Annotated in this window: 16 protein-coding genes; 5 read left to right on the plus strand and 11 right to left on the minus strand. The window is 39.0% G+C overall.

All coding sequences use genetic code 11. The features are described 5' to 3' along the window. Window positions 1–21: 21 nt before the first annotated feature. The 4 genes from H8Z77_RS06320 to H8Z77_RS06335 are packed head-to-tail and all read right to left on the minus strand — an operon-like array spanning window position 22 to window position 3,905. Window positions 22–1,230 (minus strand): LL-diaminopimelate aminotransferase, encoded by a 1,209-nt coding sequence (locus tag H8Z77_RS06320; protein ID WP_186996513.1) that lies wholly within the window; start codon window positions 1,228–1,230, stop codon window positions 22–24. Then, window positions 1,227–2,027, minus strand: a complete 801-nt coding sequence (gene dapF, locus H8Z77_RS06325) for a diaminopimelate epimerase (RefSeq protein WP_069986787.1) — start codon at window positions 2,025–2,027, stop codon at window positions 1,227–1,229. Before dapF ends, H8Z77_RS06320 begins: the two co-directional genes overlap by 4 nt. A 47-nt stretch (window positions 2,028–2,074) precedes the next feature. Continuing rightward, complete coding sequence (locus H8Z77_RS06330; protein ID WP_069986785.1) at window positions 2,075–2,662, minus strand: ANTAR domain-containing response regulator; 588 nt, start codon at window positions 2,660–2,662, stop codon at window positions 2,075–2,077. Window positions 2,663–2,714: 52 nt separating this feature from the next. Further along, the gene (locus H8Z77_RS06335; RefSeq protein WP_069986783.1) at window positions 2,715–3,905 is read right to left on the minus strand and encodes a glutamine synthetase family protein; all 1,191 of its coding nucleotides are present in this window, start codon (window positions 3,903–3,905) and stop codon (window positions 2,715–2,717) included. Between the two features lie 824 nt (window positions 3,906–4,729). Here H8Z77_RS06335 and H8Z77_RS06340 point away from each other — a divergent pair. The 5 genes from H8Z77_RS06340 to H8Z77_RS06360 all read left to right on the plus strand — a co-directional run bounded on the left by H8Z77_RS06340 (window position 4,730) and on the right by H8Z77_RS06360 (window position 15,419). Then, window positions 4,730–6,826, plus strand: coding sequence for a glutamine synthetase III family protein (locus tag H8Z77_RS06340; protein ID WP_186996514.1), 2,097 nt, complete (start codon window positions 4,730–4,732; stop codon window positions 6,824–6,826). A gap of 165 nt (window positions 6,827–6,991) precedes the next feature. Then, window positions 6,992–8,572, plus strand: coding sequence for an asparagine synthase B (gene asnB, locus H8Z77_RS06345; RefSeq protein ID WP_069986776.1), 1,581 nt, complete (start codon window positions 6,992–6,994; stop codon window positions 8,570–8,572). A 20-nt stretch (window positions 8,573–8,592) separates the two neighbouring features. After that, the gene (gene gltB, locus H8Z77_RS06350; protein WP_186996515.1) at window positions 8,593–13,110 is read left to right on the plus strand and encodes a glutamate synthase large subunit; all 4,518 of its coding nucleotides are present in this window, start codon (window positions 8,593–8,595) and stop codon (window positions 13,108–13,110) included. Window positions 13,111–13,121: 11 nt separating this feature from the next. Next, window positions 13,122–14,594, plus strand: coding sequence for a glutamate synthase subunit beta (locus H8Z77_RS06355; RefSeq protein WP_186996516.1), 1,473 nt, complete (start codon window positions 13,122–13,124; stop codon window positions 14,592–14,594). Window positions 14,595–14,930: 336 nt separating this feature from the next. Beyond that, entirely contained in the window at window positions 14,931–15,419 is a 489-nt protein-coding gene (locus H8Z77_RS06360) for a DUF2798 domain-containing protein (RefSeq protein ID WP_186996517.1), read from the plus strand. A 424-nt stretch (window positions 15,420–15,843) separates the two neighbouring features. Here the strand turns inward: H8Z77_RS06360 and H8Z77_RS06365 are convergent, their stop codons facing one another. The 7 genes from H8Z77_RS06365 to H8Z77_RS06395 form a co-directional block, all read right to left on the minus strand. Then, a complete protein-coding gene (locus H8Z77_RS06365; protein WP_069986766.1) occupies window positions 15,844–16,539 on the minus strand; it encodes a flavodoxin family protein in 696 nt (231 codons plus the stop codon). Window positions 16,540–16,552: 13 nt separating this feature from the next. Beyond that, window positions 16,553–16,999 (minus strand): YaiI/YqxD family protein, encoded by a 447-nt coding sequence (locus H8Z77_RS06370; protein ID WP_069986765.1) that lies wholly within the window; start codon window positions 16,997–16,999, stop codon window positions 16,553–16,555. Continuing rightward, on the minus strand, window positions 17,000–17,668 hold the full coding sequence (locus H8Z77_RS06375) for a M48 family metallopeptidase (RefSeq protein WP_186996518.1): 669 nt from the start codon (window positions 17,666–17,668) through the stop codon (window positions 17,000–17,002). After that, the gene (locus tag H8Z77_RS06380; protein WP_186996519.1) at window positions 17,665–19,464 is read right to left on the minus strand and encodes an ABC-F family ATP-binding cassette domain-containing protein; all 1,800 of its coding nucleotides are present in this window, start codon (window positions 19,462–19,464) and stop codon (window positions 17,665–17,667) included. The genes H8Z77_RS06375 and H8Z77_RS06380 overlap by 4 nt, the downstream gene beginning before the upstream one ends. A 196-nt stretch (window positions 19,465–19,660) precedes the next feature. Further along, on the minus strand, window positions 19,661–20,014 hold the full coding sequence (locus tag H8Z77_RS06385) for a hypothetical protein (protein ID WP_069986761.1): 354 nt from the start codon (window positions 20,012–20,014) through the stop codon (window positions 19,661–19,663). A gap of 19 nt (window positions 20,015–20,033) precedes the next feature. Continuing rightward, complete coding sequence (locus H8Z77_RS06390; protein WP_069986759.1) at window positions 20,034–20,438, minus strand: hypothetical protein; 405 nt, start codon at window positions 20,436–20,438, stop codon at window positions 20,034–20,036. Continuing rightward, the gene (locus H8Z77_RS06395) at window positions 20,431–20,649 is read right to left on the minus strand and encodes a hypothetical protein (protein ID WP_069986758.1); all 219 of its coding nucleotides are present in this window, start codon (window positions 20,647–20,649) and stop codon (window positions 20,431–20,433) included. The genes H8Z77_RS06390 and H8Z77_RS06395 overlap by 8 nt, the downstream gene beginning before the upstream one ends. Between the last annotated feature and the right edge of the window lie 65 nt (window positions 20,650–20,714).

A 20,714-nucleotide genomic window follows, 5' to 3' on the forward strand; every position in this document is an offset into this window, starting at 1 on the left:
ATATCCCTTTTCTTTTATGCTTCATTTCGTTAAGTCCGGCAACTCATTTAATTGAAAAAGATTGTAAAAACGTTCCATCGCTTCTATAGTATCCTCATAACTGGAAAAAGCAGAAAAACGAAAATACCCTGCTCCATTCTTTCCAAAACCTTCTCCAGGTGTTCCAACCACTTGAATTTTTTCTAAAAGATAGTCAAGAAATTCCCAAGAACTCATCTGATGCGGGCAACGAATCCATACATAAGGAGAATTTTTTCCTCCCGTATACCAAATATTTAAACGTTCCATTGTATCAGCCATAAGTTTAGCATTGCGTTTATAATACTCGATATTTTTCTTTGTCTGCCTTTGTCCTTCTGCGGAAAAAACAGCCTTTGCAGCCCGTTGCACCACATAAGACACCCCATTAAATTTAGTAGTCTGGCGCCTTAACCAAAGATGATTAATGGAAACATCTTGAAAATGCAAAGCCATCGGGACAATGGTATATCCACATCTGGTACCAGTAAACCCCGCGGTTTTAGAAAAGGAACAAAATTCGATAGCACATTGTTTTGCATCTTCAATTTCATAGATACTATGGGGGCTATCGTCCGAAATAAACGCCTCATAAGCGGCGTCAAAAAGAATCAAGCTATTGTGGGATAACGCAAAATCCACCCATTCTTTTAACTGTGCTTTGCTATAAGCCGCTCCTGTTGGATTATTTGGAGAACATAAATAAATAATATCTCCTTGTATATTTTCTTGAGGCATTGGCAAAAAATGATTATCCTGGTCTGCTTTTAAATAGATAATCTTTCGTCCATCCATAATATTGGTATCCACATATACTGGATAAACAGGGTCCGGTATTAAAACAGTATTCTCTTTTGAAAATAAGTCCAATATATTTCCCAGGTCACTTTTGGCACCATCAGAAACAAACACTTCATCTTCTTCCAAAAAAACACCAAATGTTTGATAGTATTCCATAATTGGCTTTTTCAGGAAACTATATCCCTGTTCTGGTCCATAGCCGTGAAATGTTTCCGCTTTTCCCATTTCCGCAACCGCTTCCTGCATTTCTGTAATAACAGCTGGACAAAGCGGCAAACTAACATCTCCAATTCCCATTCGTATTATTTTTTTACCTGGATGTTCATTTTCATAATTCTTTACCCTTTTTGCGATATCAAAGAATAAATAGCTCTCTTTTAAATTTAAGTAATTTTTATTTATCTGTGTCATGAAAAATCCTCCTCATTGATTTCCCCGTCAAATACAAAAGCTGCTGGCCCAGTCATAATTAAATCCTTACCATAAGAAATATGGAGAGGTCCACCTTTTAATAAAACAGTTACATCTTGGTCACAGAATCCGTTTTCTACTGCCGCGACAACACTAGCACAAGCTCCTGTTCCACAAGCCATGGTTTCGCCACTGCCCCGCTCCCAAACTCTCATTTTTATGAAATTACGGTTTATCAATTCCACAAATTCTACGTTGGTCCGCTCTGGAAATTTTTCATTTACTTCAATCTTTCTACCTGGCGTCTCTAGATCCATTTCGTCAATATTATGGGAAAAAATAACACAATGAGGATTTCCCACGGAAACATCTGTGTACTGGTATTCAACTCCATCAATAATCAATGTTGCGTTTACATCCCGCACTTTGGGTTCTCCCATATTTACGGATACAGAAGTTACTTTCTTATCTTGTACCTGCAACTGAAGCTGTTTTACACCGCTTAATGTTTCTAATGTAAGTTCGGTTTTATCTGTTAATCCACGTTCGTATACATATTTTCCTATGCATCGGCTTGCATTTCCGCACATTTTTCCTTCGCTGCCATCAGCATTGAACATACGCATCCTAAAATCCGCAATTTCAGAAGGCAATATTAAAACAATTCCATCTGCCCCTATACCAAAATGGTATTGGGATAATTGAATGGAGAGTTCCTCAGGATGTCCAATCTCCTTTTCCATACAGTTAAAATAGATATAGTCATTCCCTAATCCCTGCATTTTTGTAAATTTCATTCTAAACTAATTCCTTTCAAAAAGATATTTTACTTCACTGGTATCATCTAATTTTCATATGTTTTAATAATATCTTCCGCAACTTTTCTGCGCTTTACGCAGGTATCCATTGCCCTTTTTTCAATATAACGATGAGCTTCTGATTCACTCATTTTTAGCTGTTCGATTAACAATAATTTCGCCCGATTTACAAGGCGAATATCCTCCATTTTGCTTTGTAGACTAGATGCCTTTGTTTCTAAAGCTCTAATTTTTTGCTGCATTGCCACCAAAAGCTTTATGGATTGAAACACCATTTGCTTGCTAACCGGTTTTGGCAGTGTTAAAATTCCGTAATTTTCTACCTGTTGACAGATGGCGTCCTGTATTTCCGATTTTACAAAAATCAAAATACCACAATTTTGTTTTTCCGCTAATTCAATTGCAAAATGGATGCCAAAATCATCTGACAATGGTGTATTTACAATTACAATACGAAAACTACGATCTACCAATATACGCTTTGCTTCCCCTACAGTTGTGACAGAACATAATGGTGAAAATTCACTTTTTGGTAACAGCTCCATAAATTGCTGATAAAATTTTTTACTTGACGAAACAACCAATACACTGTTAAGGTCCTTGTTTTGCACCATATGGAGCGTCTCCTTTCTTCTTTTTTCTGAACAAAAATCTGTTGTGGCAATCCTAATCCAGGATATCAGGGATATATTGTTGGATTAAACTGCTTTGATTTGCTTGTTCTATCGCTTCTTTTAAATTGGCAGGCAGTTTTTCGAGAGTATCTGTAACAGATTGGTCTGCTATAAATAAATTTTGATCCAATGGTTCACATAGTGGAATTTGTTTTCGGATGCCATCTAATCCAGCATAAATCAATAATGCATAAGCAATATATGGATTTGTAGTAGGATCTGGGGAACGCAATTCAAACCGTACATATTCCCCTTTTGCCGCTGGAATGCGAATTAATTGGGAACGATTTTCAGAAGACCAGGTAATGTATTTGGGTGCCTTTTTCTCTCCAAGGCGAAGATAAGATTCCTCTGTTGGATTTAAATAAGCTGATATTTCTCTTATATACTTTAAAACTCCTGCCATAAAAGCATCGGAATCTTTTTTCCCATTAGGGCTTTTAATCGAAATATTGATGTGCATTCCATTTCCGCTCTGGTTTTTTAGTGGTTTTGGGGAAAAAGAGGCATAAAGTCCATTTTGCATAGCAATGGTTTTTACTACAGATTTAAAAGTAACCGCATTATCCGCTGCTGATAGCGCATCACTATAGCGGAAATCAATTTCATTTTGTCCAGGCCCTTCCTCATGATGGGAACTCTCCGGCTGTATCCCCATGCTTTCCAGTGTCAAGCAAACTTCTCGACGGATATTTTCCCCTTTATCCTCTGGAGCAATGTCCATATAGCTAGCCTGGTCAAAAGGAATTTTGGTTGGATTTCCTTCCTCATCTGTGATAAACAAATAAAACTCAAATTCAACGCCAAAATAGCAGGAAATATTCCGTTTTTCCGCTTCCGCAATTGCCTGTTTTAGTAAATAGCGGCTGTCACGTCGGAAGGGTTTTCCGTCAGGATAACGGATATCACAGTACATCCTTACCACTCTTCCCTGTGCTGGACGCCATGGCAATACAGACAAAGTTGAGGGGTCAGGAAATAAAAATAAATCGGATTTTACTTCATTACCGAATCCATAGATGGCGGAAGCATCAAACGAGATCCCATATTCAAAGGCGCGTTTTAGCTCCGAAGGCATAATCGAAATATTCTTTTGGTTTCCTGCTAAATCACAAAATGCTAAACGGATAAATTTAACATCCTCTTCCTCGCAATATGTCATAACTTCATGGTAAGAATACATATTGTTTCATCCTTTCTATCAGTAATTTTTAAAATATAATATATCTAACCAGTTTCCTATTACAAATATTTATTAATAGTGCTGTAATATTGTGATTCTATATTTTTAAATACAAAAGGTAAGCGTAATCAATTACATAATCATACATTATTTTTTATATCTTTAAATCTATATATGATAAATTGCCTATGAATTATATTTTCAAAACTAAACCTGATTGCGATATTAAGTTCTTTTTGATAGTACACATTCTATTTTTGAAAAATATGTAAAAAGCGTCCATCAATATACAAAAAAGAAAAATTCATTTTTGTATATTATGAACGCCATTGCTCACTTCATGATTTAATTTATAGTTTTATTATATGGCTACCATTTTTATTTGTCAATAGAAAAAGATTAATTATTTAACAAGACTGTGAAATGGTATAATTTCCTTAATAGATGAACAAATAAAATACAGCAAAAAAGCCATAAATATGCCTGAGAAAAAGATTATCTCCGCAATTTCATGTCATACCAACCATATTTACTTTTAAAAAAAGGTTGACAAGTCTTAAAGTGGGGTGTATACTATATCACATACAAACGGCAATGGTGTCGCAGTAATTTTAAGCTACTGCTATACCATTGTTTTTTTATAGTAAATAATCTAGTTATCCCTAACCAACTAGATTATGATGAATTTTTACTGGCATCAATGGGGATACACAGTAAAATAATTCCAACATCGTTTTTTATTGATACAAAGCGGCAAAGACGTCGTAGAAAGTATTTTTCTACCGTTTTTGCCGCTTATTTTATTTTGAAAAGAGGTTGTTATAATGAACACAATCACAAACGTCTTTGGTACAGATGTATTCAATGATTCTGTCATGAAAGCACGGCTTCCAAAGGAAACATACCGGCAGCTACAACGCACAATGAAAGAAGGAAAACATCTGGACAATGCTGTTGCCAATGTTGTGGCAAATGCAATGAAAGACTGGGCAGTAGAAAAAGGCGCTACCCATTTTACCCATTGGTTTCAGCCAATGACCGGTATTACTGCGGAAAAACACGATAGCTTCATCACCCCTACAAATGATGGACGGGTTATTTTAGAGTTTTCCGGTAAAGAACTGATTCAAGGGGAACCAGACGCCTCTTCCTTCCCATCTGGCGGTTTACGCGCAACCTTTGAAGCTCGGGGATATACTGCCTGGGACCCTACCTCTTATGCGTTTATTAAAGATAAAACACTCTGTATCCCCACCGCATTCTGTTCTTATGGCGGCGAGGCTTTGGATAAAAAAACACCTCTTCTCCGTTCCATGGAAGCAATCAACCGTCAGGCAGTACGGATTTTAAAACTTTTTGGCGATCAGAATATCACTTCAGTAAAAACCACAGTTGGTCCAGAACAAGAATACTTTTTAGTGGATAAAGATTTATACGATAAACGTCCTGACCTGATTTATACAGGAAGAACCCTGTTTGGAGCAAAACCTCCAAAAGGCCAGGAATTGGATGACCATTATTTTGGCACCATCAAAAGCAAGGTCGCAGCATTTATGGATGATTTAAACCAGTCTTTGTGGAAACTGGGAGTACTAGCAAAAACAGAACACAACGAAGTGGCGCCAGCACAACATGAATTGGCACCAATTTTCACTACAACCAATATCGCTACTGACCATAATCAGTTGACAATGGAATTAATGCAACGCATCGCAAAAAAACACGGTATGATTTGCTTGCTCCATGAAAAACCATTCGCTGGGGTCAATGGTTCCGGAAAACACAATAACTGGTCCATTTCTACTAATACAGGAAAAAACCTGTTGGAACCAGGGGATACACCACATGAAAACGCACAATTTTTACTGTTTTTATGTGCTGTTATCAAAGCAGTAGATGATTATCAGGATTTGTTGCGTATTTCGGTTGCTTCCGCTGGAAATGATCACCGTTTGGGAGCCAATGAAGCGCCACCAGCAATCGTATCTATGTTCTTGGGTACAGAACTGACAGATATCCTCGATTCCATCGAAAAAGGGGAACAATATGGTACCAAAGAAAAAGAACTATGGAAAGTTGGTGTACATATTCTGCCACGTTTTCCAAAAGATACAACTGATAGAAACCGTACTTCCCCATTTGCATTTACCGGAAATAAATTTGAGTTTAGAATGTTAGGTTCCAGCGACTCCATCGCTTGTACCAATATGATGTTAAATACTGCTGTGGCGGAAAGTTTACGACAATTTGCAGATGTGTTGGAAAATGCTACAGATTTTAATGAAACACTACACGATTTAATCCAAGATACTATTAAAAAACACAAAAGGATTATTTTTAATGGAAACGGCTATGATGAATCTTGGGTACAAGAAGCTGAAAAAAGAGGCCTTCTCAATTTAAAAACAACTCCGGATTGTCTTCCCTATTATATCAACGAAAAAAACATTAAACTTTTAACAGAACATAAAGTGCTCACAGAAACAGAAATCCATGCAAGGTACGAAATTATTCTGGATAATTACAGTAAAACTTTAAATATCGAAGCGGTTACCATGTTGGATATGGCAAAAAAAGATTTGCTCCCTGCGTTTTCTGCTTATACCAAACAACTCAGCGATACACTGCTTGCTAAAAAAGAGGCTGCGCCAGGTGTGGATTGCAGTTATGAAGAAGAGCAGATTAAAAAAGTCTCCGGTTTATGTGGAAGTATGTATCAAAAAACAAAAGGATTGGAAGAAAGTTTAATGGCATTGGTTCATCGGGAATATGACGAATTGGAAAAGGCAAAATATTACCGTACTGAAGTATTTCAGGCCATGAACGACCTTCGTATCGTTGCAGATGAAATTGAAAATGTTATGGACCGAAAATTATATCCATATCCAAACTATGGTGATTTATTATTTGGTGTCCGGTAATAAAACAACGAAAAGCAATGGTGTTTTGAACTTTTTCAAACAATGATACTGTTATTTTAGTTTCCCCAACCACTGAAATAGCAGATTAAAAAGTACAAAATCCCCTCGTTTTTACGGGGGGAATCTGCTTATCCGTTATATTTACAAAGAAATGAGGTAAAACATATGTGTTCCATTATGGGGTATTGCGGTAAAAGCATGCCGGTTACAACATTCCAAAAAGGGTTTGATAAAACCATCTCCCGTGGTCCGGATGATACCAGGATTATCAATACAGGAAATGGCCTGTTGGGGTTCCATCGTTTAGCAATTATGGGGCTCCAGCCAGAAGGCATGCAGCCTTTTTTCAGGGATGGGAATTATCTGGTCTGTAACGGGGAAATCTATGGCTTTCGAAAATGGAAAAAACAATTGGAGGAAAAAGGATATCAATTTCAAAGTGAATCCGACTGTGAAATTCTCTTGCCCCTTTATCAAGAATATGGCGTGGAGATGTTCCAAAAGTTAGATGCGGAGTTCGCTCTTATCCTATATGATGGAAAACAAAGAAAATATCTTGCCGCAAGGGATCCAATCGGGATCCGTCCCCTTTTTTATGGAAAAGATGGAGACGGTGCCATGCTCTTTGCCAGTGAAGCCAAAAACCTGGTAGGGCTCTGTAATAAAATCACCCCATTTCCACCTGGATATTATTATGATGGAGAACAATTCGTCTGTTACCACGATATTACCAAAGTAGATAGTTTTTGTAACGATGATTTAGAAACAATCTGTAAGAATATCCGTGAAAAATTAATCACGGGGATTGAAAAACGTTTGGATTCAGATGCACCATTGGGATTTTTGCTAAGCGGTGGCTTAGATTCCTCCCTGGTTTGTTCGGTAGCGGCAAAACTTTTACAAAAACCAATCGAGACGTTCGCAATTGGAATGGATACCGATGCTATTGATTTAAAATATGCCAAAGAAGTAGCTGATTTTATCGGTTCTAACCATCATGAAGTAATCATTACAAAAGAGGATGTTATTAATGCACTACCAGAAGTAATAGCCTTACTTGGTACTTATGATATCACCACTATCCGAGCTAGTATTGGGATGTATCTGGTATGTAAAGCAATCCATGAACAAACAGACATCCGTGTATTGCTTACTGGGGAAATCTCAGATGAATTGTTTGGATATAAATATACAGATTTTGCACCAAATCCCCAGGAATTCCAAAAAGAATCAGAAAAGCGTATTCGGGAAATCTATTGTTATGATGTGCTGCGTGCGGATAGATGTATCTCTGTAAACTCTTTGGAAGCACGGGTTCCGTTTGGAGATTTGGATTTTGTACAATACGTGATGAGCATTGATCCTCAGAAAAAAATGAATACATACGGAAAAGGAAAATATTTGCTCCGCCATGCTTTTGAGGGTGATTTTTTACCAAACTCTATTTTAATGAGGGAAAAAGCAGCTTTTTCCGATGCTGTAGGACATTCTATGGTAGATGACCTAAAAGCATACGCAGAAGAACAATATAGTGATGAATGCTTTGAAAAAGGTTGTAAAAAATATACCTATGCAACGCCTTTTACAAAAGAATCCCTTCTATACCGGGATCTTTTTGAACAATATTATCCAGGGCAAGTGGAAATGATCCCAGGTTTTTGGATGCCAAACAAAAAATGGGAAGGCTGCGATGTTGCGGACCCTTCGGCCCGGGTACTCTCCAACTATGGGGATAGTGGCAAATAAATCAAGATGGAGGAATCATAATGGAACAAGTACAAAATAGCCTGTACCAGGAAAGTTTTGAACACGATGCCTGCGGCATTGGAGGAGTCATCCATATCAAAGGAAATAAAAGCCACCAAGTAGTAGACGATGCGTTAAAAATCGTAGAAAAATTAGAGCATCGTGCCGGAAAGGATGCTACTGGTGAAGTAGGAGATGGCGTTGGTATCATGTTGCAGATTTGCCATCCGTTTTTTGAGAAAATTGCCCAGGAAAAAGGATGTTTCTTAGGAAAAGAGCGTGAATACGGTGTTGGAATGTTCTTTTTTCCACAAGATCTGTTATTGCGAACCCAAGCCCAAAAAATGCTAGAGGTCATCGTAAAAAAAGAAGGCCTTACCTTTGGCTTTTGGCGGGAAGTACCTATCCATCCAGAAATTTTAGGAAAAAAGGCTTTGGATTGTATGCCAAAAATCTATCAGTGTTTTATTCTAAAGCCAAAAGATATCCCTACCGGAATCGACTTTGACCGAAAATTATATGTAGTACGCCGCACCTTTGAGCAGAGTGACAGCAATACCTATATCGCTTCTTTATCCAGCCGTACCATTGTATATAAAGGAATGTTTCTGGTTAATCAGCTGCGACAATTTTATACTGATTTACAAGATGAACAATACACTTCTGCAATCGCTCTAGTCCATTCCCGGTTTTCTACTAATACAAATCCAAGTTGGGAAAGGGCGCATCCAAACCGCTTTTTGCTGCACAATGGGGAAATCAACACCATCCGTGGGAATATTGACCGCATGCTTGCTAGAGAAGAAACCATGTTCTCCCCTGTTCTCCAAGCAGATATGGATAAAATTTTACCAGTTGTAGATGACAGTGGTTCGGATTCCGCAATTTTGGACAATACCATTGAATTTTTAGTTATGAGCGGCATGGAACTGCCCCTTGCTATGATGGTTACCATTCCAGAGCCATGGGATACAGAGGATATCAGCCGTGATAAGAAAGATTTTTACCGTTATTACGCTACCATGATGGAACCATGGGACGGTCCTGCTTCCATCCTATTCTCTGATGGGGATTTGGTAGGAGCCACCCTTGACCGAAACGGTCTTCGTCCTTCCCGGTATTATATTACAGATGATGATACTTTGATTCTGGCTTCCGAGGTTGGCGTGTTGGAACTCCCATCCGAAAAAATCATCAAAAAATCCCGCTTGGAACCTGGAAAAATGCTGGTAGTAGATACTGTACAAGGCATTGTCTTGACCGATGAGGAAGTCAAAAATAAATATGCTAGCCGCTACCCATATGGAGAATGGCTCGACCAAAATGTTGTGGAATTATCTGCTTTAAAAGTCCCCAACCACAAAGTAGAAATCCATCCACAAAAATTACGGGATAAACTGTATAAAGCATTTGGTTACACCTATGAGGACCTCAAAACCGCTATCCTTCCTATGGCTCGAAACGGAAACGAGCAGACAGCTTCCATGGGAATTGATATTCCAATTGCCGTATTATCGGATAAACATCAACCTCTATTTAACTATTTCAAACAAAGCTTTGCCCAGGTAACCAATCCTCCAATTGATGCTATCCGTGAAAATATTGTTACCAGCACTACCGTATATGCTGGTTCGGACGGAAACCTTTTACAGGAAAAACCGGAAAACTGTATGGTATTACAGATCAACAACCCTATTTTGACCAGTGTCGATATGCTTAAAATTAAAAATCTAAACCAGCCAGGACTAAAAACAGATATAGTTTCCTTACTATATTATAAAAATACTCCAGTAAAAAAGGCATTGGATCGTTTGTTTGTGCAGATAGACAAATCTTATAAAAAAGGTGCTAATATCATTGTCCTCTCCGATCGCGGGGTAGATGAAAACCATGTGGCAATCCCTTCCCTGCTAGCAGTATCTGCAGTAGAACAATATCTGATTAAAACCAAAAAACGGACAGCTATTTCCATCATTTTAGAAAGTGGGGAACCACGAGATGTCCATCATTTTGCCACTTTATTAGGTTATGGTGCAATTGCTATTAATCCTTACCTTGCCCACGAAGCAATTGGTGAACTGATTGAAAATAATATGCTGGATAAAGACCTGTATGTTGCCATTGAAGATTACAATCAAGCAATCCTAAGCGGTGTACTAAAAATTGCCTCCAAAATGGGGATTTCCACTTTGCAATCCTACCAATCCGCTCAGATTTTTGAAGCAATCGGAATTAAAAAATCAGTGATTGATGAATACTTTACTAATACAGTTAGCCGGGTGGAAGGGATTGGCTTGGAAGAAATCGACCAGGACATCCACGTACGCCATGCTCATGCTTTTGACCCATTGGGATTAGGGGTAGATACCACCTTGGATTCCTCCGGCAGCTACAATCTAAGAAGCGGAAAAGACAAAGACGACCATCTGTATTCCCCGCAAATTATTGTAGCGCTTCAGCAGGCAACAAGAACAGGAGATTTCAAAAAATTTAAAGAATACACTGCTATGGTAGACGATGAAACAAGACCACATACCTTGCGGGGGCTCCTTGATTTTGTGTTTGATGAAAACGGAGGGATTCCTCTGGAAGAAGTAGAACCTGTGGACAGTATTGTGAAACGGTTTAAAACCGGTGCCATGTCTTATGGCTCCATTTCAGAAGAAGCGCACAAATGTCTGGCAGCAGCTATGAACCAATTAGGTGGTAAATCCAATTCCGGTGAAGGTGGGGAATTGCCAGAACGCCTTTCCTCTGAGTATTGCAGTGCGATTAAACAGGTGGCTTCCGGCCGTTTTGGTGTTACCAGCGAATATCTGGTTTCCGCGAAAGAGATTCAGATTAAAATGGCACAAGGAGCAAAACCTGGAGAAGGTGGACACCTTCCAGGGAAAAAGGTATATCCGTGGATTGCAAAAACCAGATACTCCACCCCTGGTGTATCCTTGATTTCCCCTCCTCCACACCATGATATTTATTCCATTGAAGATTTAGCGCAGCTGATTTACGATTTAAAAAATGCAAACCACAATGCGGATATCTCAGTAAAACTGGTTTCGGAAGCCGGTGTTGGAACCATTGCCGCAGGGGTTGCCAAAGCTGGCGCAAGTGTTGTCCTTATTTCAGGATATGACGGCGGCACAGGAGCTGCCCCTCGAAATTCGATTCACAATGCTGGAATGCCATGGGAACTTGGACTTTCGGAAGCTCATCAAACTTTAATGAAAAATGGTTTGCGCTCCAGAGTGCGCATCGAAACGGATGGCAAGCTCATGAGCGGCAGGGATGTAGCAATCGCCTGTATGCTCGGTGCGGAAGAATTCGGTTTTGCCACTGCGCCACTGGTTACTATGGGATGTATGATGATGCGTGTTTGTAACCTGGATACCTGTCCATTCGGTATCGCTACTCAAAATCCAGAACTCAGGAAGCGTTTTTCTGGTAAACCAGAGTACGTTGTGAATTTCATGCGCTTTATCGCAGAAGAACTTCGGGAAATTATGGCCCATCTAGGTATCCGCTGTATTAATGACCTGGTTGGTAGAACAGATTTACTGAAAAAAAGGGAAAACTCCTCCGCACCCCGTGGAAAATTAGTAGACCTTTCCAACATATTAGCACATCCCTATCAGGGAACCTGCTGCTACCACAAACAAGACGCATACAATTTTGAGCTGGAAAAAACCGTGGATGAAAAAGTGATTCTTCCAAAACTACACCACAATCTGATCAGCGGGGAACCGGGTCAGGTGGAAATCAATGTTTCCAGTACCGACAGGACGGTTGGTACAAGATTTGGATCTGAAGTAACCCAACGGTTTGGCAATAGCCTTCAAGAAGATACCTTCCGCATCCTGTGTAATGGCGGTGGTGGCCAGTCATTTGGCGCTTTCCTGCCAAAAGGGGTTACCATGGTACTCTCCGGCGATAGTAACGACTATTTCGGAAAAGGGTTGTCCGGCGGTAAACTGGTTGTTTTTCCTCCAAAGGAAAGTCGTTTCCAACCAGAAGAGAATATTATCATCGGCAACGTTGCCCTCTATGGCGCTACCTCTGGCAAAGCATTTATCAACGGGATCGCAGGCGAACGGTTCTGTGTCCGGAATTCCGGTGCCCTTGCCGTAGTGGAAGGAGTAGGAGATCATGGTTGTGAATATATGACAGGTGGCATTGCTGTTATTTTAGGAAAAACCGGAAAAAACTTTGCAGCGGGTATGAGTGGTGGCGTTGCATATGTCCTAGACATCAATCATGATTTATACCGCAAAGTGAACAAAGGAATGGTCAGCATCGAAACACTCACAGAACCATATGACATCAAACAGTTAAAAGAGATTATCACAGAACATTATCAAGCAACATCCTCACCACTGGCTAAAAAAATACGAATGGATTTTGATGCCTTTGTTCCTCAATTTAAAAAGATTATGCCAAATGATTACCGAAAAATGTTGGACACCATTTCTTCCTTGGAGAAAAAAGGCATCAGTAAACAAGAAGCGCAAATTGAAGCTTTTTATCAAAATACAAAACGATAGGAGAATGAATCATGGGAAAAGCAACAGGTTTTTTAGAATATAACAGGCATGAAACACCCGTGCGGGACCCACTGGAGCGCATTCAGGATTTTGATGAGTTTCATGGCATGCTATCCGAGGAAGATAGGAAGGAACAAGGCGCCCGCTGTATGAACTGTGGTGTACCATTTTGCCAGTCGGGCATGATGCTCCATGGTATGGCTACTGGCTGTCCACTGCATAATTTGATTCCGGAATGGAATGACGAGGTATATCACGGCAATATGTGGCATGCTTTATCCCGCCTTTTAAAAACAAACAATTTTCCTGAATTTACAGGCAGGGTTTGCCCCGCTTTGTGTGAAGTAGCCTGCCTCTGCGGGGTAAACAATTCCCCTGTTACCATCAAGGATAGTGAGCTGGCTATTATTGAAGCTGGCTTTGCAAAGGGATATATGCAGCCGCAAATCCCTGAAATGCGAACTGATAAAAAGGTAGCAGTGGTGGGCTCCGGTCCATCAGGTCTCGCTTGCGCGGATATGTTGAACAAAAGGGGGCACCATGTTACCGTTTACGAAAAACACGACCGTGTTGGTGGCCTACTCATGTACGGGATTCCAAATATGAAATTAGATAAAAGGATTATTGACCGCCGTATCAATCTAATGAAAGAGGAAGGCGTCCGATTTATTACCAATGTAAATGTAGGAAAAGATATTCCATCCGATGTATTGCAGGAACAATTTGACGCAGTCATCCTATGTTGTGGTGCGGAACGACCCCGGGACATCCAAGCGGAAGGACGGGAGAATACCAAAGGAATCTATTTTGCGGTGGATTTTTTAACCCAAAACACAAAAAGCTACCTAGATTCCAATTTCAAAGACGGAAAATTCATTAATGCCAAAGACAAAAATGTAGTAATCGTAGGTGGTGGTGACACAGGAAATGACTGTGTAGGAACTGTCATACGCCATGGATGTAAATCGGTTGTCCAATTGGAACTGATGCCAAAAGCGCCTGACACACGAAGCGACGACAATCCTTGGCCTGAATACCCTAAAATATGTAAAGTGGATTATGGCCAAGAAGAAGCTATTGCCGTATTTGGAAAAGATCCCAGACGCTATAGTACTACCATTAATCGGGTATTTTATAATGAGGATAAAATGATTACTTCTATTGAAACCATTCGCATGGCTTTTGATAAACAACATCGTTATCTTCCCGTTCCTGGAACGGAAGAAATCATTGATTGTGATTTACTGATTATCGCAGCAGGATTTACCGGCTGTGACCAGTACATCGCTAAAGCATTTCAACTGGAATTATCCCCACGTAATACAGTAAAGACAGAGGATGGAAAATATGCTACCAATATTCCTGGTGTTTTTACTGCTGGAGATATGCGCCGTGGCCAGTCTTTAGTCGTGTGGGCAATTGAGGAAGGGAGAGCATGCGCAAAAGAAGTGGATGATTTCCTGGACGGATACTCCAATATGTAGGAAGTGCGATATTATCATCAATCTATTTATTATATACACAGGAGGTACAGTTCTTGTACCTCCTTCTTTTAAATTCTCTAAACAATAACCCAATTATTTTATTATCTTAAAACTATTGATGTGGAATTAATGAATATCATTTTATTCTAGTAGTAATCCATAAAAATAGTTGCATCCATTCCGGTTCCATGCTATAATAACTCTTGCAATTAAATATAGGTTATTGGTACGATTGGAAACGACACATGTGGCCGCTTGGCATCACTGATTAACGAACAACACAGGTAACACCTGTGTTTTTTTGCGCCTATTTTTCAAAAAAGGAGCTTATTTATTATGCCAAAAACAAAATTTCAGTCAGTTATTTTTACCATCCTTATGGCATTCACTATGGTTTATGGAATGATCTGCTATAATATTGCGTTAAATATGGGTGGTATGAGTAATGAAGTCTTTTTAAAGGCATTCCATGAGTTAATTATCATGTGGCCAGTAGCATTTATCTTAGAATTCTTTGTTGTGGAAAAATTATCTCAAAAACTAGCGTTTCGTATTGTTACTCCAGGAAAAGACCGGCCAATTTTTATTATTTTGGCAATTTCCGCTATGATTGTTTGTCTGATGTGTCCTATGATGAGTTTAGTTGCCACTATTCTGTTTAAACATCCTGGAACAGAGCTGATTGCTGTATGGCTGGAAACCACAGTTTTTAATTTTCCAATGGCACTTTGCTTGCAAATCTTTTTTGTTGGGCCTTTTATCCGTTTGATATTCCGAACAATTTTTAAAAAACAGCTTGCACAACAACCTTGTATAGAACCATAAAACAATAGCGGTGAGAAAAATCTCACCGCTTATTTTTTTACCAAATAAACTTTCCAATTCTATCTAAAAAGATATCAACCAAAAATACCTTTTCCCTAATTTTAAAATACTAGCAAAATGATTGAAACAATTAGGAATAAACCCTTTCGTTTAAATTGTTAGTCTCCTAACATTTTATCACACAAATAATTGTTCCATTGATTTACTGGTATTGTTTTTATTTATCCGTTCACAGGTTGTTTGCTTTCTTTTCGATTGACGATGATGCTGGATACATGCAGCGCAATCTCCCCTCCGTTTACACTGTTTCCTTTTACAGGGACAGTCCTTATTTTTCATGGAATCACCTCTATTATAGAATTTTCTATTTTTATAACATTTTACTTCCAAAAATTTTCTTTCTCAAAAGAAAATTTCCACCATTTTATTCGTATTTCCAGGGCTTCATCCCTTCTAGCCACCCTTTTGAATCCCAGTATTGCCGGTCTAAAGAAAGCTGGTCAGCAGATAAAATTTTCTTTTTCATGATTTGGAAGAATAGTTGTTGATAAAGGTGAGGATGAATCTCATCCTTATTTAGCATAGTTTGATAAAATTTTTTTGCTGCTTTTACAACCCTTTTTCTGGTCTTTTCCTCCTCAATTTCCGATTTTAACACACCAAGATGGTACCAACGCCGGAATCCTAAATATTCGAAACTGCGCTCCATAGTTTTATTTGTATAACTACAACCTCCATTGCTTGCTGTAGAGATTGCCATTCCAACCGCAAAGAAATTAGCGATTCGTGGACGGTGCGCAATCCACATATAACCAAGATGGTCTAAAAAAGACTTCATCTGCCCGCTAACATCCATGCAATATACAGGGCTATCTAAAATCACCCCATCTGCAGAGAGGAAATCCTCTAAAATAGGCTGCAATTTTTGAAAATGGGGACAGGTTTGTTCCCCATGTAAAAAACAGTTATGACAACCTGTACAAAAATAAGGAAACTCAGAAGATAAATCATGCTCTTTAAATTCTATTTTTTGATATTTTGATAGTTGATACCGGAACATCTGGGTAATCTCCCATGTGTTCTCTTTTCTCCCGTTAGAATGAATAATGGTAACTTTCATCCTACCCCACCTCCTATATTTCAAATTGATTTATTACTAACTGTTCTAATTCTCTCTGAAAAATCTTATTTTGTTGCTCTGTCCGTTTAGAAGGCCCTTTTAACCTACCGCCGCTATTTCGGATTTTTCTTGCTGTATGCCGTGCTAACAATAAACTGTCAATGTTAAATTCATTGTATCGCATTCCATCCTGATTGATTACAACTGCCTGTTTTGCCAAGCACATGGCAGCTAGACCATAATCTTGGGTAATCACAATATCATTTTTACAGATACGGTTTACCAAAACGAAATCAGCGCTATCTCTCCCCTTAGACACTACCAGAGTTCTTGCACCTTCCCGATGGTATTCATGAGAAGTATCGCACACCAGCCAAACATCCAATTGATATTTTGAAGCAATCTGAATTGTTTGGTTTACAACCGGACATCCATCTGCATCCACCCAAATTGTCACCATTTAATCACCCCAATTTTCTTGTATCAAACGATAGGAAAGTTCTGCTAACTGTTGCTTTTGCTCTGAATAATCCGGAACAATCTGGGAAACTAACTTCCAAAAATTTGCTGAGTGGTTATGTTCTATCATATGGCAAAGTTCGTGTACCACCACATAATCCACAGCTGACAAAGGGGCCATTACCAACCTCCAGCTAAAGTTAATCCGATTTGTCCCAGAGCAGGAACCCCAACGTTTCTTTGCGGAACTAATTTTCACTGAAGTAGGGGATAGCCCCATTTTTTTTGCATACCATTCTACACGTGGAAGAATGATTTGTTGTGCAAGTTCACGATAAAGCTGTATTAATCTTGGCTGCAATGCTGAAAATTCCATTTTGGGGACATAAAAATTATTTTCTCGAAAACATACTTGGTCCCCCAACTGAACTGGATACTCTTTTCCCAACAGCAACATGTTGTCCCCCGGTTGAATAGAAAACTGCTGTTTCTGTTCCATCCATTGTGACATCTGATAAACATGCTGCCGAATCCATCCTTGCTTTTCCCGAAGAAACTGTTCGATGTACCGCAAGGGAAGACGATTCGGTGCTTTAACTTGAATCGTCCCATCTTGTTTGATTTGAATCGCTACTGTTTTTCGTTTAGAACGTATCAATTGATAATTCATGATTTTTTCGCATTTTCTATTTGTTCCGCCAGCTCGTTCAAATAGATCCAGCGTTCTGTTTTTTCTTCCAGTTTTTCATTTAATTGTTCTTGTTCTTCCAACAATTCTTGTAGCTTACTATAATCGCTGGACTGTTCCTCAATCAGATGGGCAACTTCTGCCAACTTTTGTTCTAATGCTTCAATTTCACCGTCAATGTGGTCATAGTCATACTGTTCTTTGTAACTAAATTTTGTTTTTGGCATATCCTGCTTTTTAGGCCGTATATTTTTTACACTTTTTCCATTGGATTGAACTGGTTTAGAAGATAGTTCTTCTGAATTTATCTGCTGTTCATAATCAGTATAACCGCCTACATATTGCCGGATAATCCCACCTGGTTGATAAGCAAAAATAAAATCTGCCATCTTATCTAAAAAGTAACGGTCATGGGAAACCGCAATTACAGCACCATCAAAACATTCTAGATAATCCTCCAACACCACCATGGTTTGGATGTCTAAATCATTGGTAGGCTCGTCCAATAAAAGTACATTAGGAGCATTCATCAAAATGCGGCAAAGAAATAGCCGCCGCCGTTCCCCTCCGGATAATCTTCCAATCGTATTCCATTGCAAATCCCCAGAGAACAAAAATTTCTCCAATAACTGGCTAGCAGTCAAAACACCATCTGGAGTTTGAATCCTTTCTGCCACTTCCTTGATATAATCAATCACCCGCATGGAAAGATCCATTTCATCACATTCCTGAGAAAAATATCCAAATTTAACCGTTTCTCCGATATGTACTATTCCAGAATCCGGCTGGATTTTTCCACAAATAATCTTTAGCAATGTGGATTTTCCACATCCATTGGGGCCGACAATTCCTATCCTGCTATTGCGCAACAAATTGTAACTAAACTGGTTAATATAAAGCTGTCCATCATAGGATTTTGAAATATTCTCTAGTTCTACAATCTTTTTTCCTAAGCGAGATGCCAATGAATTTAATTCTAACTGTTGTTCTGGTAGATTTCCTTGTTGGCTGCTTAATTCTTCATATCGCTCAATTCGGTATCTACTTTTGGTACCTCGTGCTTTTGGTCCCTGCTGCATCCAAGCTAACTCTTTCTTTAATAGAGAACGCCGTTTGCGTTCCGAAGCAGCTTCCATTTCTTCACGTTCTGCTTTTCGCTGTACAAAACCAGAATAATTGGTTTCATATTGGTAAATAGAGCCACGGTCAATTTCTAAAATTTGATTGGTAACACGGTCTAGAAAATAGCGGTCATGGGTTACCATCAACAATGCTCCACGATATTTTTTCAAATACTCTTCCAGCCAAGTTACCATTTTATGGTCTAAATGGTTAGTAGGTTCATCCATTACTAGGACTTCACAGGGATGGAGCAGTGCAGCCGCAATTGCTACTCGCTTTTTCTGCCCACCAGATAGTTCATCCACTAACTGGGTATCGTCTGCAATCCCTAATTTCTGCAGCATCGCCTTTGCTTCATATTCTTTGGTATCCAACTGGTTTGATATTCCATCTAATACCTGCTCTAAAACAGTGTTTCCAGGGGTGAACACAGGGTTTTGTGGCAGGTACCCAATCCGTACCGAATTGCTTTTTACCACTTTTCCCTGATCCGGCTGTTCAATCCCAGCAACTATTTTTAACAGGGTGGATTTTCCCGTACCATTAATTCCAATAACTCCTACTTTATCCCCTTCGTTTAAGGTAAAACTGATTTGATTCAATAGCTTTTTTTCTGTATAAGATTTTGTTATCTGATCTAATGTTAGCAATACCATACTGTACCTCCTGACAGAAAACAGCCTTGTCCTTTGAATGAGCACAAAGAAAGACTGATAAAACCGGGAACTATCTCCTGGTTTTATCAGTATCTCCTATCAAAATTAGATTTTATCTAATTGGATTTTGGTTGAACTATCTTGTATTATATCACAACAAAATCAAAACGCCAATACTCAAATATAATTCTAAATACTATCCTAATAGATAGCACAACGCTAAAATCAATAGTTTATCTCCACCTTCATTTAACAACAGTACAATTAAAGCTAAAATGATAATCCGGTCATGGTCCAGATTTAAATCTGTTAAAATTTTGGATAATGGAGATTCTTCGTTTGGCTTAGCGGGTACAATAGGCTGTTGGCTATTCTGTTTTTTGTCAGGAAATTCCTGATTTTTCTGCTGGGAGGATGGATGGGTATTATTACGGGAATGGTGGGATTGATTTTGAATTTTTTGCTGAGAACGCCGATGCATTTCTTGTACCCTGCGGATTGCATCCTGCTGCATCGCCATCATTTCGGAATGAGAATATTGTTGTGCCATTTTACTCCTCCTTCCCGTATTATTCCCCACCCAGCTTACCAAACAATCCACTGTCTTTTAGCAAAGGTAAAAGGGAGATTAACCGCATAATTTTAATAGCATCGTCTGCTTTGGACTGACGTTCTGGCTTTAAATGCGGCTTTAACGCCATGATTAAATCTGTATTTTTGTCATGGCTATTGAACTGTCCCATCATCTGTTGTAATTTCATAATCATATTCATATCCAACCCACCAAAATCCATTGCGGTGGGTTTTTGTTCTTCCTTTTTTGGTGATTCCCCTCCACCCAACAGCCCACTTAGCTGGGAAAGGTCAAAACCGCCCTCTCCCGAACCAAGCATTTCCGCTACTGACTGTAGCTGTTGCTGCCCTTCTTTCGTTCCCAAAAAATTTTGCAGCATTTGGGATAAATCTTCACTCATGTTTACCACCCATCAATTTTTTCATTAACGCCTGAGCTTGTGGGGAATTTAAAATTTTTTTTGTCATTTCAGGGTTATTCATAATATTACGCACTTTTTCAGCATCCTCTGGCTTTAAGGATTTTAAAATCTCTTCTGGCTGCTTGCCCTTCATATTTTTGTGTTTTTGTAAAAAATCATCCATATTGGTTTGAGAAGATTTGTTGTTCATAGGAGTCCCCTTTTCTTTCTAAATTTTTTATGATAAAATAAGTTTTACCATACAAATATCTTGCC

Source organism: Clostridium facile (assembly GCF_014297275.1).
GTDB classification, from domain to species: domain Bacteria; phylum Bacillota; class Clostridia; order Oscillospirales; family Ruminococcaceae; genus Massilioclostridium; species Massilioclostridium facile.